The organism is Bacillus sp. MYb56 (genome assembly GCF_002976445.1).
In the GTDB taxonomy this organism is placed as follows: domain Bacteria; phylum Bacillota; class Bacilli; order Bacillales; family Bacillaceae_G; genus Bacillus_A; species Bacillus_A mycoides.
In genome coordinates this window covers 368,110-380,889 of the sequence record NZ_PCOH01000002.1, presented here as the reverse complement: position 1 = coordinate 380,889, position 12,780 = coordinate 368,110, and the positions used below count along the sequence as shown (strand labels likewise).

The following is a 12,780-nucleotide window of genomic DNA, read 5'->3' as shown; positions in this document are numbered from 1 at the left end:
ACACGTTGTTGGTTATTATAAATCAAATTAAAGGAGGAGAAAAGAAAATGTTTAAAAACAAACTTTTATTGTTATCTCCAGTTATTGCACTACTTGTTGTTTTTATTTTTTCATTAACATTATTTCCAACCGTTCAACCTAAGCCGAAAAACTTACCAATCGCAATTGTGAATGAGGATCAAGGAGTGGAAATTCCGAATCAACCGAAGATGAATATGGGGCAAACGATTGTTGATAATATGAAAAAGACATCAAAATCAGATGAAGAACCTGCGGTGAAGTGGGTAGAAGTGAAAAATAAAGAAGCAGTTCAAAAAGGCTTAAATAATCAAGAATATTACGCAGCATTGGTTATTCCGAAAGACTTTAGCACAAAACAAGCATCATTACGAACACCACAGCCATCTTCGCCAGAGGTAGAAATATTCATCAATCAAGGAATGAATACAGCAGCATCAACTATGGCGGGGCAAATGTTAAATGCGATCGTTGATAATATGAACAATACTGTTCGTACACAACTATTAGAAGGATTGAAAGCAAAAGGAGCTACATTAACAGCAGACCAAGTTTCAAATGTAGTAACACCTATTACGAAGAAAGTGACAAATGTGAATGAAATCGGCAAAAATAGTGCGAACGGTAACTCGCCAATGTCTTTATTCCAGCCGTTATGGATTGCAAGTTTAGCGAGCGCAGCAATTATCTTTATTGCGATAAGTAAAACGCAAGTGGGTACAAGAAAAGAGAACTTCGTATTGAAACTAAAACAAATAGTAACAGGAGCAATTGCTACACTTGTAATTGGATTTGGTCTTACATGGATTACGGATGGAATGGTAGGATTAAATATCCCGAATTTCACGGATACGGCTTTGTTCTTATCCATTACTTCTTTTTGTTTCTTCTTAATGATTTCTGCGGTGCTTTCATTAGTTGGACTAAAGGGTATAGGTATATTCGCTCTATTACTTTTCTTTGGGGCACCGCTATTAGCATTAGCGCCAGAAATGATGTCACCATTTTATCAAGATTGGGTGTACGCATGGTTGCCAATGCGATTTATGATTGAAGGGCTTAGAGAAATATTCTTCTTTGGAAAAGGATTAGCTTGGAATACTCCTCTTACTGTACTCGTTTGGATTGGTGTAGTAAGCGTGGTTATTATACTTGGAACAGCTTTCAAACGTAGTGCAGTAAAGGAGCATAAAACGGAATTAAATGCTTAAAAATAAAAACCGTTTCACTCGTAGTGAAACGGTTTTTTGTGATGAAATCGATAGGGAAATAATTCAATGATAGATAGGCTTTTTTGATGTTTTAAAGGTGAGTGAAGAACTAGTATTTGCTGTCCCTTTATATATACATGCTCCTACTATTTCAAAATGCATAAAATGTTATGTGAAATAATGGAGGGGATACGATGTATAATTCGAATTATGATAATTGGTATAGACAGAATGATAAGCTAATTAGTGATATTGAAAAAGCTATAAACGGAGAGTATAGCGCTATAAGCTGCTATGCAAAATTAGCTAACATGGCTCCAAATCAAGTAGAACAAAAACAAATTCTTGAAATTCGTAATGATGAAATAAGGCATTTTCATCATTTTGTACAAATCTATACGAATTTAACTGGCAGACAGCCGAAACCACAGATTACGGAAAATTGCCCTAATACGTACTTACAGGGATTAGAGTTCGCTATACAAGATGAGCAAAAGACCGTAGATTTTTACTTGGAAATTTCAGATGAAGCAGCAGATGCATCTATGAAAGAGTTATTGCGCAGAATAGCTGCAGATGAACAAAATCATGCGGTGTGGTTTTTATATTATTTTGTGAAGTCGAAGTGAGTGTTCAAAATGAATGGCTGATGTGCTGAACATATTAGAAATTATTTTAAAACGCGGTGCAACAATTGAATAAGATATGTAAATGTAAGCAGAAGGAAACCGTTTCACTAGTAGTGGAGCGGTTTTTTATGATGTGCATAGGTATCGACAAAATATAGTAATTAAATTTGATATATAATGTATGAAACAAAAATAAATAAGCTAGGAGCAGACATATGAAAAGAGGGATTACAGTAGATATTCTAGATGGATATGATAATTTACTTTGGAAAGTGTTAAAGCCAATTGATATTACTGCATTTGATTGGCAAGTCATGGGAAGGGAGGAAGCTTATACAATAATAGGGAATGAATTAGGTCCAGAATTATTTTCAGAAGATAACGAGATCATGGAAGGATCAGAATTAAAAAAGCTAATAAAAGATAACATATATTATCTTTTATTTGTAGACTTAAAAGCATATCCAAAAGGGAAAGTACTAGGAGAAATTGAAACATATGAAGAATTTAAGAAGAGTAAGTGTGAAGTAGTCGTATTAGTAGCGGATGGTGATTACATACAAATTTATGCAAAAAACCAAGAAGAGATTGAAATGATATATGAAAACGCACTGAATCAAGGATTTTATGTAGAATATATTACAGATGAAAATGATGGAAGGACTCGTATGTCAGTATGGTAGCAATTTGAAAGGGGAACGGCAATATGGAGAGAAATATAAGTAAAGAATATACAATTCGAATTGCTACTGAAGATCAAAGTGATAGTATTATCATTTTATTAAAAGAAGTAGCACAATGGCTACAATATAAAGAAGTGGATCAGTGGCAGTATCTTTTAGGAGAGGAAGCTACGGCTGAAATACTAGAATGTATAAGAGAGAAATATACATATGTTGTTATGAAAGAAGATGAAATAGTTGGTACGGTTACAGCTTCTCCTAAACAAAATGAATGGGATGAACATATTTTTGGAAAAGAGGAAGTTTCTAATTCATTATATATTCATAGATTTGCGGTGAAACGGAAGTATAAGGGGGATGGAATAGGAGAATGGATTATACGGTGGGTAGAAGAGAATGTGCAACATGACAAAGAGTATTTGAAGTTAGATTGCGTCCGGCATAATCGTATATTGAATGATTTTTATAAGAGAAGTGGTTTTGACTATGTTGGCAGTACGGATGGACTTAGTAAGTTTCAAAAGAAAAGAGGAGAGTGAATGAATCAAATTAACGTAAGTTTAGTTGAACAGTTAATACAACAACAGTTTCCCGAATGGGCCCATTTAGAAGTGAAACCTGTAAAGTTTAGTGGGCATGATAATAGGACGTTTCACTTAGGGGATGAGATGAGTGTAAGATTGCCAAGTGATGCAGCATATGCACCGCAAGTAGAGAAAGAAAATAAGTGGCTTCCAATATTAAGTAAGGAACTTTCTTTACCAATTTCTGCACCAATTGTGAAAGGGAGTCCATCTGAAGAATATCTATGGCCTTGGTCTATTAATAAGTGGATCGAGGGGGAGACCGTTACGAAACAAAATGTTCGTGACTTAAATGGATTTGCGGCGGACTTAGGCTCGTTTTTAATAGAGTTACAATCAATTGATGCGAGTAACGGGCCAATAGCTGGAGAACATAATTTTTACCGAGGCGGGCTTATATCTGTATACGATGAAGAAGCGAGAGTGGCTATTGAAAATAATAAGGATGTTTTTGATGAGACATTGTTAAAGCATCTTTGGGATTTAGCACTTAGGTCAACATGGGATCGCAAACCAGTTTGGGTTCATGGAGATGTAGTGCCAGGGAATTTACTCGTTAAGGATGGAAAGCTTTGTGCCGTAATTGATTTTGGTATATTAGGAGTAGGAGATCCTGCTTGTGATGCAGCGATGGCATGGACGTTTTTTGATAAGAATAGTAGAAACGTATTTAAAGAAGTATTACAGATGGATGAAGAAACGTGGAATAGGGCGAGAGGATGGGCGCTTTGGAAGGCGTTAATTACATATGATGCGAATAGGGATAGTAATAAAAAATTGGCAGAAGAATCTTATCGTGTAATTCAAGTAATTGTGGATGATTATAAGAGGTAATAGAAAAAGCTTATTTTGATTGTATATTTCAAAATAGGCATTTTTGCATGATTAAATATTCAGAATTAAAAGAAGGAATCCGACGTTATTATACAGAATATTTAGATAATAGGAGGTGTCTAATTTTGAATGAAATTGAATTAAAAAGTAATGTAATTAAGACAGGGCGAGAGAAGGGGATTATACTTCGCTTTATACTTGCTAGTCTAGTTGGTGTGTTTATGTTTTTTGTTCCTGTTACGATAAACGGTGCTTCGTCTATTATGATTGATCATATCGTATCATGGATTAGGACTTCGGTTCCGAGCGTAGTACCTTATTACGCACTACTTGTTATGGCAATGGGTGCGATTTATCCGTTTTATACGAAGAAATGGAATGCATCTATTGTAGACATTTGTTTTTCTATTTTAAAAGTAGTAGGTGTTGTTTTCGGCGTATTATATTGTTTGAAAGTAGGACCAGCATGGTTCTTTGCGCCAGATGTTGGACCGTTTTTGTATGAGAAGTTAGTTATATCAGTAAGTTTACTCGTTCCAATTGGCTCAGCATTTTTAGCGTTATTAGTCGGGTACGGATTGCTTGAGTTTATCGGCACGTTTTGTCGTCCAATTATGAGACCGTTATGGAAAACACCTGGGCGATCAGCAATTGATGCGGTTGCTTCCTTTGTAGGAAGCTATTCGTTAGCCTTATTAATTACGAACCGTGTTTACAAAGAAGGAAAGTATACGACGAAAGAAGCAGCAATTATCGCAACAGGTTTTTCAACAGTATCCGCAACATTTATGATCATCATCGCAAAAACATTAGATATTATGCATTTATGGAATGTTTACTTTTGGACTACTCTTGTTGTAACATTCATCGTGACCGCTATCACCGTAAGAATCCCGCCTCTTAGTAGAAAACCAGATACATATATTACGAAAGAAGGGTTCCCAGAGCCCGTTTATAAAGAGAAAATGTTAGAGCGAGCTTGGGAAGATGCATTAGAAGTATCGAAGTCTGCGCCAAGTATTATGAAAAATATCGCAGTGAATTTAAAAGACGGATTTATAATGACGATGGGGATTTTACCATCAATTATGTCAGTAGGATTAATTGGTATCGTCTTAGCAAAGTTTACGCCAATATTTGATTGGGTAAGTTACATTTTCTATCCATTTACGTGGCTATTACAATTACCAGAAGCAGACCTAGCTGCTAAAGCAGCATCAGTTGGTATTGCAGAAATGTTTTTACCTTCTCTTTTAGTTGTAAGTGCACCACTCGTGACAAAGTTTGTTATTGCAGTTGTTTCGGTATCATCTATTTTGTTTTTCTCCGCTTCAATTCCTTGTATATTATCAACAGATATTCCGTTAAAAGTATCTGAGCTTATTATTCTATATGTGCAAAGAACGATTTTAACGTTGCTTATTATTACGCCGATTGCTTATTTGTTGCTTTAAACATGTAGCGTTAAGTTTCTGAAGTTATGCCATTTTCTGATTATTCAAATCAGAAAATGGCATAACGTTAATTATGTTCTATAGTAACTCCAGCTGTTTTTTCATAAATAACGTATGAGCTAAGTAAATAATCATACCAATACTTGTGATTAAAACTCCTGCGAGTAGAAAAACTTTATCCATAGGGCTAAAAGTAAACCTAATGTAGGTGAAATAACCATAGCGCCGTGCACCATTGCATTTGCGGTACTAATTACTTTTTCCATTAATCTTGCAGGGGTTTGAAGTAAGTAACTATAGCATACAGAGATAGAAGCGATAAATACACCAATAAAAAACCAAATGATTAACGATAAAAATAAATTACTCGATAAAAAGCCGAACCCTCCAAATCCAGTAAGGATCAACATTCCTCCAAGTAATATAGCTGAACCGTTTAAGATATTCATTTTGTTTACTGTATTTCCCTATTTTCCAATGGTTATAGCTCCGACTAAAGCGTCTAACCCAACGATACTTATAAAGATTCCAAACAAACTATCACGTATGTCCATTTCTTTTGCCAATAAAACAACTAAACTATCAAATAAAAATATGAAAAAAAATACTGTAGCGTTAAATAGTATTAAAAGTGTTAAAGCTTTCTTGGACCAGATAAAAACAAAGCCTTCGCGGAAATCGTTCCAAAACCCACTGACTAAAGCATCACTTTATCGTAAAACATAGGCTTGTGAAATGTTTTTAATCCATTTTTATTATTAAGTAACGATTTGTTATTACTTTAGTTTCCGAATATTCCTTGACGAGAATATTCCTCTTTGGTTATAATCGATTCAACAGGAAAATAATATTAGTGATGATATTGATGTGTTATAACCGGAGACCATCACTTAACGAGGTGAGTGATATGCCGGGGAAAATTCCGGGCGTGAATATGACGACGTTGAGCGCTTTATCTGAACCGAATCGTATGAATATCGTTGAACTCTTGCGTGACGGTCCCTTAACCGTTGGGGAAATCGCCGAACATTTGGGATTAAGGCAACCACAAACTTCGAAACACCTAAAAGTGTTAAGCGATACAGGGATTGTGGAAGTGCAGGCTGAAGCTAATCGCCGGATTTACAAACTCCGACCTGAGCCTTTCCAAGCACTTGATTGTTGGGTGCAGTCATTTAAGCGTGTGATGGAAGAGAGATTCGATAATTTAGATGAGTATTTGAAGGAATTGCAAAACAAGGAAAAGTCATAAAATCAGTTCATATTTAAGGAGGAATTAACATGTCAAACAATACAATGGTATCAAGAGTAGAGAACGATCGGGTATTAGTACTGGAGCGCGTTTTCGATGCGCCGCGTGATCTTGTATTCAGTATGTTTAAAGAACCAGAGCATTTGAAACATTGGTGGGGACCAAGAGGTTGGGAAATTCCAGCATGCACTGTCGACTTCCGTCCGGGAGGCGTTTGGCACTACTGTATGAAGTGTGTCAATCAGAACTTGGAGCAATTTTTTGGTATGGAATCATGGGGAAAAGCAGTCTATAAAGAGATTATTGAGCCAGAAAAAATCGTCTACACTGATTACTTTTCAGATGCTGAAGGCAATGTAAATGATTCTATGCCGTCAACCGAGATGACATTGGAATTCATCGATTTAGGTGGAAAGACAAAGCTAATAAACCGTGCTGAATATGTTTCCGAAGAAGCCCTTAAGACCGTTATGGACATGGGCATGCTACAAGGTATCACCGAAACTTGGGATCGTTTGAATGAGCGATTGGAGTCGCTGAAATAGATTTTTGCACCGCAACTTTATTTTCGGTGATAATTAGGTATAAGTGTATGGAGTTTAATAAAAATTGTTTATAAAGGAGCGTTAAAATAAATGATTAATAATGTTGGTCAAATCATGTTGTATGTGAATAACCAAGATGAAGTGAAGGAGTTTTGGACAGAGAAAGTAGGGTTTAGTGTCATTTCAGAGGAAGATAACGGTCAAGGAATGCGATGGATTGAAATTGCTCCAACTAAAGAAGCTGAAACAAGTATTATTCTCCATAATAAGGAGCTAATTGCTAAAATGCAGCCGGAGTTAAATCTTGGCACACCTTCTTTAATGTTCTTCTCAAAAGAATTCGATCGTTTATATAGTGATTTAGTAAACAAAAACGTTACAGTCGGAGAAATTGTAAATATGCCTTCAGGTAGAATATTTAATTTTGCAGATAGCGAAAATAATTATTTTGCAGTAATGGAAAAGAAGTAAATTTCAATTCAATTTATGAGTGCGATGCTTGAATAAAAGGCATCGCACTTTTTATTTTAAAGATATATTTTATTCCTTGATATAAAAATAATTTTATGTTCTTATATAACGATATAACGGTAATGGAGTGTGATATAGTTACAACAAAGGGGGCTTACAAATGGAAATTATTCACGAAAGAGCAAAGTTACGGTTAATGGATAGCAATGATGTCGAAAAAATGTTTTCAATCGTGGAAGGAAATCGAGATATTTGGGCGTATTTAATCTCTAAAATGGATACTGTTCAAGATATGCAGCAATATGTTCAAAAGGCGATAAAAGCTTATGGGGCAGGGAAGGATTTGCCATTTGTTGTTGTTGATCAAAAGACAAATGAAATAGTAGGAAGTACACGCTTATATAACATTTCAGTTGAAGATAAGACGGTGGAATTAGGGAAAACGTGGTATGACCCAAGTGTGCAACGTACGAGTATGAATACAGAATGTAAGTATATGTTATTACAATATGCTTTTGAAAAGTTGCATATGCGGAGGGTACAAATTAAGACGGATGCACGAAATGAAAAAGCACAAAGAGCAATTGAAAGACTCGGCGCAGTAAAAGAGGGTGTACTTAGAAACGAAAGAAAATTACCGAGTGGGCATGTTAGAGATGCAGTTGTATATAGTGTTATTGCAAATGAATGGCCAGCTGTAAAGGAAAGGTTATTAGAAAAATTAGAGTCATATAAAGAAAAACGATAATTCATATTATTAAAGGTGTATTGATCGTCAAGATGAAAAATATACCTTTTTTCTTACAAAACAGTTACTTCTTTTGTTTCATCATTCCATTATGATAAAAAATTCGTTACAATGTAGTTGTATGGTAATAAACTTATAAATTACACAAATGTAATGAAAACCGCAAACGAAAAATGAATTGATAATCCTCAATTTTAAATGAAAACCCTTTAATGCATATATATGATAAGAAAAATTCCTTCTTTTAAACAAATTCAAACAAAATGATTTGATATATACGTTTTTATATAGAAGTATGGATGATGTACGGAGGCAGTTATAAATGAAAGAAAATAAGAAAAGTAAGAAAAGAAAAATCTTGCAAGTATTCTTGCTTATGATTTGTTCTATTATTTTATATGTAAGTTATGCAGCTTACGATATTTGGAGTTATCGCTTTAAAACAGATGATGGTGTGAAGACAGATGCTGGTATCGTGCTGGGAGCAGCTTCATGGAACGGAAAACCATCTCCTGTATTTAAAGAAAGAATTAATCATGCAATTTCCTTATATAAGAACGGTAATATTAAAAAGATTATTTTCACAGGTGGTACAAAGTTTGAGGCAGAGCTTGAGGAAGCGCGTACTGCTAGAGTGTATGCACTGAAACATGGTGTGAAAGAAGAGGATATTCTAATTGAAACAAAATCCCTTTTCACAGAGGACAATTTAAAGAATGCAAAGCAAGTTGGAATAGAGAACGGAATACGCACATATACGATTGTGAGTGATCCACTTCATATGAAACGTGCAATGAAAATTGCAAAACATATTAAAATTGAAGCGTATGCATCACCAACTCCAACGTCAGCGTATAAAACGTTAGATACAGAAATCCCTTTCTTTTTTAAAGAATTATGCTCGTATATTGGATATGTAACCTCTTTGCCATTAAAGGCATTGAAAGGGGATTAATATAAGAAAAGAACCTATCCTTTTTATAGGAACTTTTCTTATTGTTCAAAAGCATTGTATTTTTATCGGAATAGTGAAACAATAGAGAAGTAACTTCATATAATCATAATGACAAAATGAACGGTTTATGAATCGAACATAAAGGAGATTATGTATGGCACTCTCATTTGTTGAAACAGAAGAACAATCTTTAGTTATTGAGAAAATAAATAAATTGATTCCGAAGTTCATGGAAAGGGAGCATCAACTAAGTGAATTAGGATCATTTCCGTATGAAAATATTAATAATTTGAAAGATATCGGATATACGAAATTAACGTTGCCAAAAGAATTGGGAGGCAATGCGATTTCTTTATATGACTTCGTTTTATTTCAAGAGAAAATAGCAGAAGGCTGCGGTGCTACCGCATTATCGATTGGATGGCACCTTGGCATTGTAAAGGAATTAGCTGAAAATCGTTCTTGGAATGAGGAAATGTTCACTTGGTTTTGTGAAGAAGTACGTAATGGTGCGCTTTTTAATCGAGCAGCGACAGAGCCGAATACAGGTAGTCCTACGCGCGGCGGGAAACCAGAGACGTTAGCTGTCAAAAAAGGTGAGAAGTGGATTATAAATGGAAGAAAAACGTTTACGACAATGGCACCAGTACTTGATTATTTTATCATTTCAGCAAGTATTGAAGGCCAGGAAGATATCGGAGAGTTTGTCATTCCAAAGAATACGCAAGGCGTGACAATTGAAGAAACGTGGGATAGCATCGCAATGCGAGGAACTGCGAGCCATGATCTCGTTTTACAAAATGTAGAGATACCAGATCGCTTTTTCACTGATATAAAGGGTTCAAAAGTTAAAGCTAAGGGTATTGGCTGGTTGCTACATATACCAGCATGTTATTTAGGAATTGCACAATCAGCAAGAAATTATGCAGTTCAGTTTGCGGTATCATACAAGCCAAACAGTTTAAATCATTCTATAAGTTTATTACCGAATGTTAGAAGGTTAGTTGGAGAATTAGAACTTGAGCTTATGCAAGCTCGTGTCTTTTTATATCAAATTGCGAAAAAATACGATGAGGCAGAAGATAAATTATCATTGCAAGCAGAACTTGCGGCAGTGAAATACGCGGTAACAAATGCGGCGATATCTATTGTAGATAAAGCAATGCGCATCGTAGGAGCGAAAAGTTTATCAGAAAAAAATCCGCTTCATCACTATTATTTAAACGTCAGAGCAGGACTACACAATCCGCCGATGGATGATGTAACACTGTCTATGCTGGCGGATGCGGCGTTTCGGTCGTAATGAAGAAATATAAAGTCTGTTCCGTTCAGGAACAGGCTTTTCGTTGTCGGTGAATCGTTGATATAATTCCATGTATTATGTCATTGTTCAAAGAAGAGGGAATTCTCGTTTTACAAAATAAAAAGGCTATCCTTTTGATAAGAGGATAGCTTTTTTATTTTGTTCTATTGTGGCTGCACTTCAAGATTCATACTACTTTCAGAACCGTCTTGATTATGTGCAAATAATGAATACTCACCTGGTAAAGGATTGGCGATGAGTGAACGTAAAGGAAAGGATTTACTTTCATTTGGCTGTAACGTGTGTTTTACTAAACGATCTTCTTTGAATTTAATTGAATAGGTAAAACTGTTTGTACCAGTATTTTTAATCGTAATATGTAAGTCACTTTGGCCGCTAAAGTCAAAGCCTGTACCAGTATCGCCTCTGAATACAGTTGAGTTATTAAATGAAGATGAACGAAAGGTTTGAGTTTCTTCTTTATTGATTGATGAAAGGGTAATCGTTTCTGTTTCTATACTTGAAGTTGAGAAATCTAGTTTTGTATTTGGTTTTGTTAATAAAGTAATTGCGAAAAGTGATGCAATTACAATAAATGAACTAGAGATAACGAACCGTTTTTTTTGTAAGAAGCATATATTTATCTCCTTTCATAAGGATATAAGAATGTATAATTTTAAGAAAAACATAACATATATGATATTTATTATCAATTCAATAAATCTTTCTTTTCATTCTTCTTTTTATAGTTTTATAGTGGAATGCTATGTTTCTTATTTCACCTACTGTATAATAAGAAAAAAGTACGAAAAGAGGTTATCTCATGCTAGAGGTTATTGCAACTTGTTTAGAAGATGTGAAGCGAATTGAAAAGGCTGGTGGAAATCGAATTGAACTCATTTCATCATATACGGAAGGTGGTTTAACACCGAGCTATGCTTTTATAAAAAAAGTAGTAGATGCAGTGCAAATACCAGTTCATGTTATGATTCGTCCGCATGCGAAGTCTTTTACATATACGGAAGAAGAAATTGAAATGATGAAAGAAGATATTGTAGTTGCTCAAAATCTTGGAGCTGCTGGTGTTGTATTAGGTGTATTAAACGTACAAAATGAAGTTGATGAAGAGAAATTAGTAGATTTATTATCTGTTGTAGATGGAATAAATGTAACGTATCACCGTGCGATAGATGATACAGAAAATCCAGTAGAAGCGATGAAAGCTTTGAAAAAATTCAATAAAGTTACTCACGTGTTAACTTCAGGCGGACAAGGAAATGTAGTAGATAATATTCCGGTGCTTCGAGAGATGCAGAAGGAAAGTGAAGGGAATATACAGCTTGTTGTCGGAAGTGGAGTAACGAAAGAGAATGTAAAGCAATTGCTAGATGAAACTGGAATTTCTCAAGCTCATGTCGGTACAGCGGTAAGAGAAGGGAAATCATGTTTTTCTGAAATTGATCCTAATTTAGTACAAGAATTAGTTCAAATAATAAAATAAACACTTAAGAAAGAGGAGAAACGATGAAGGAAAATACGAAGAAAGAATTATTCTCATGGGCTAAAACGATAGGATTTACCCTTGTATTAATCGCTATTATTCGCGGTGTTTTATTTACACCTTCATTAGTACAAGGGGAATCGATGATGCCCACTTTAGAAAATAACGAACGAGTTCTCGTGAATAAGATTGGTTATAGTATAAGTGGATTAGACCGTTTTGACGTTATCGTCTTCCACGGAAAAGAAGGGTACGATTTAGTAAAACGAGTAATTGGTTTACCGGGTGATACAGTTGAGTATAAAGATGATGTTTTATATGTAAACGGAAAAGCGATGGAAGAACCGTATTTAAAAGAATTTAAAGAAAAGGCGTCTGGTCGTGTATTAACTCCTGATTTTACGTTAGAACAAATCACAGGGAAAACGAAAGTGCCAGAAGGCCAAGTGTTTGTTTTAGGAGATAATCGTGAAGTTTCTAAAGACGGTCGTATGTTTGGATTTATTTCAGAAGATGAAATTGTCGGAAAAGGACAAGCTGTTTTCTGGCCATTGAAACAAGTGAGAGCGTTATAAAGTAAAGCAAAAGTATG

At 35.0% G+C, this 12,780-nt stretch carries 15 protein-coding genes; 14 read left to right on the top strand and 1 reads right to left on the bottom strand.

Features of this window, described 5'->3' with window-relative positions; genetic code table 11:
- The first annotated feature begins 47 nt into the window (after positions 1-47).
- The 6 genes from CQ058_RS04530 to CQ058_RS04505 all read left to right on the top strand — a co-directional run bounded on the left by CQ058_RS04530 (position 48) and on the right by CQ058_RS04505 (position 5,413).
- Positions 48-1,229, top strand: coding sequence for a YhgE/Pip domain-containing protein (locus CQ058_RS04530; RefSeq protein ID WP_002190072.1), 1,182 nt, complete (start codon positions 48-50; stop codon positions 1,227-1,229).
- A gap of 194 nt (positions 1,230-1,423) precedes the next feature.
- Positions 1,424-1,858, top strand: coding sequence for a ferritin-like domain-containing protein (locus CQ058_RS04525; protein ID WP_002013647.1), 435 nt, complete (start codon positions 1,424-1,426; stop codon positions 1,856-1,858).
- A 215-nt stretch (positions 1,859-2,073) separates the two neighbouring features.
- The gene (locus CQ058_RS04520) at positions 2,074-2,541 is read left to right on the top strand and encodes a DUF2691 family protein (RefSeq protein ID WP_002013648.1); all 468 of its coding nucleotides are present in this window, start codon (positions 2,074-2,076) and stop codon (positions 2,539-2,541) included.
- Between the two features lie 23 nt (positions 2,542-2,564).
- Positions 2,565-3,080, top strand: a complete 516-nt coding sequence (locus tag CQ058_RS04515; RefSeq protein ID WP_002084694.1) for a GNAT family N-acetyltransferase — start codon at positions 2,565-2,567, stop codon at positions 3,078-3,080.
- On the top strand, positions 3,081-3,959 hold the full coding sequence (locus CQ058_RS04510) for an aminoglycoside phosphotransferase family protein (RefSeq protein WP_105589488.1): 879 nt from the start codon (positions 3,081-3,083) through the stop codon (positions 3,957-3,959).
- Positions 3,960-4,084: 125 nt separating this feature from the next.
- Entirely contained in the window at positions 4,085-5,413 is a 1,329-nt protein-coding gene (locus CQ058_RS04505) for a YjiH family protein (RefSeq protein ID WP_033728117.1), read from the top strand.
- 149 nt (positions 5,414-5,562) lie between these two features.
- Here CQ058_RS04505 and CQ058_RS04500 read toward each other — a convergent pair whose 3' ends face one another.
- Positions 5,563-5,862: a hypothetical protein gene (locus tag CQ058_RS04500; protein WP_258169447.1), complete on the bottom strand. Its 300-nt coding sequence runs from the start codon at positions 5,860-5,862 to the stop codon at positions 5,563-5,565.
- Positions 5,863-6,320: 458 nt separating this feature from the next.
- On the opposite strand from CQ058_RS04500, the gene CQ058_RS04490 reads away from it, so the two are divergent.
- The 8 genes from CQ058_RS04490 (at position 6,321) to lepB (ending at position 12,763) form a co-directional block, all read left to right on the top strand.
- Positions 6,321-6,665, top strand: a complete 345-nt coding sequence (locus tag CQ058_RS04490; RefSeq protein WP_002192803.1) for an ArsR/SmtB family transcription factor — start codon at positions 6,321-6,323, stop codon at positions 6,663-6,665.
- 29 nt (positions 6,666-6,694) lie between these two features.
- Entirely contained in the window at positions 6,695-7,210 is a 516-nt protein-coding gene (locus CQ058_RS04485) for an SRPBCC domain-containing protein (protein WP_002013656.1), read from the top strand.
- Positions 7,211-7,300: 90 nt separating this feature from the next.
- Positions 7,301-7,681, top strand: a complete 381-nt coding sequence (locus CQ058_RS04480) for a VOC family protein (protein WP_002013657.1) — start codon at positions 7,301-7,303, stop codon at positions 7,679-7,681.
- 160 nt (positions 7,682-7,841) lie between these two features.
- Positions 7,842-8,429 carry a GNAT family N-acetyltransferase gene (locus CQ058_RS04475; RefSeq protein WP_002185500.1) on the top strand — a complete coding sequence of 196 codons (588 nt, stop codon included), beginning with the start codon at positions 7,842-7,844 and terminating at the stop codon, positions 8,427-8,429.
- 322 nt (positions 8,430-8,751) lie between these two features.
- Complete coding sequence (locus CQ058_RS04470) at positions 8,752-9,384, top strand: YdcF family protein (protein WP_002128006.1); 633 nt, start codon at positions 8,752-8,754, stop codon at positions 9,382-9,384.
- 154 nt (positions 9,385-9,538) lie between these two features.
- Positions 9,539-10,687 (top strand): acyl-CoA dehydrogenase family protein, encoded by a 1,149-nt coding sequence (locus CQ058_RS04465; RefSeq protein ID WP_002128005.1) that lies wholly within the window; start codon positions 9,539-9,541, stop codon positions 10,685-10,687.
- Between the two features lie 823 nt (positions 10,688-11,510).
- The gene (locus tag CQ058_RS04455; RefSeq protein WP_002190064.1) at positions 11,511-12,188 is read left to right on the top strand and encodes a copper homeostasis protein CutC; all 678 of its coding nucleotides are present in this window, start codon (positions 11,511-11,513) and stop codon (positions 12,186-12,188) included.
- Between the two features lie 23 nt (positions 12,189-12,211).
- Positions 12,212-12,763, top strand: a complete 552-nt coding sequence (gene lepB, locus CQ058_RS04450) for a signal peptidase I (protein ID WP_002013664.1) — start codon at positions 12,212-12,214, stop codon at positions 12,761-12,763.
- Positions 12,764-12,780 lie beyond the last annotated feature (17 nt).

Coding starts and splice junctions, on each gene's coding strand:
- CQ058_RS04515 (WP_002084694.1), top strand. CDS start 2,565: ATGGAGAGAAATATAAGTAAAGAATATACAATTCGAATTGCTACTGAA.
- CQ058_RS04485 (WP_002013656.1), top strand. CDS start 6,695: ATGTCAAACAATACAATGGTATCAAGAGTAGAGAACGATCGGGTATTA.
- CQ058_RS04480 (WP_002013657.1), top strand. CDS start 7,301: ATGATTAATAATGTTGGTCAAATCATGTTGTATGTGAATAACCAAGAT.
- CQ058_RS04455 (WP_002190064.1), top strand. CDS start 11,511: ATGCTAGAGGTTATTGCAACTTGTTTAGAAGATGTGAAGCGAATTGAA.
- CQ058_RS04525 (WP_002013647.1), top strand. CDS start 1,424: ATGTATAATTCGAATTATGATAATTGGTATAGACAGAATGATAAGCTA.
- lepB (WP_002013664.1), top strand. CDS start 12,212: ATGAAGGAAAATACGAAGAAAGAATTATTCTCATGGGCTAAAACGATA.
- CQ058_RS04530 (WP_002190072.1), top strand. CDS start 48: ATGTTTAAAAACAAACTTTTATTGTTATCTCCAGTTATTGCACTACTT.
- CQ058_RS04465 (WP_002128005.1), top strand. CDS start 9,539: ATGGCACTCTCATTTGTTGAAACAGAAGAACAATCTTTAGTTATTGAG.
- CQ058_RS04490 (WP_002192803.1), top strand. CDS start 6,321: ATGCCGGGGAAAATTCCGGGCGTGAATATGACGACGTTGAGCGCTTTA.
- CQ058_RS04510 (WP_105589488.1), top strand. CDS start 3,081: ATGAATCAAATTAACGTAAGTTTAGTTGAACAGTTAATACAACAACAG.
- CQ058_RS04520 (WP_002013648.1), top strand. CDS start 2,074: ATGAAAAGAGGGATTACAGTAGATATTCTAGATGGATATGATAATTTA.
- CQ058_RS04470 (WP_002128006.1), top strand. CDS start 8,752: ATGAAAGAAAATAAGAAAAGTAAGAAAAGAAAAATCTTGCAAGTATTC.
- CQ058_RS04500 (WP_258169447.1), bottom strand. CDS start 5,862: ATGAATATCTTAAACGGTTCAGCTATATTACTTGGAGGAATGTTGATC.
- CQ058_RS04475 (WP_002185500.1), top strand. CDS start 7,842: ATGGAAATTATTCACGAAAGAGCAAAGTTACGGTTAATGGATAGCAAT.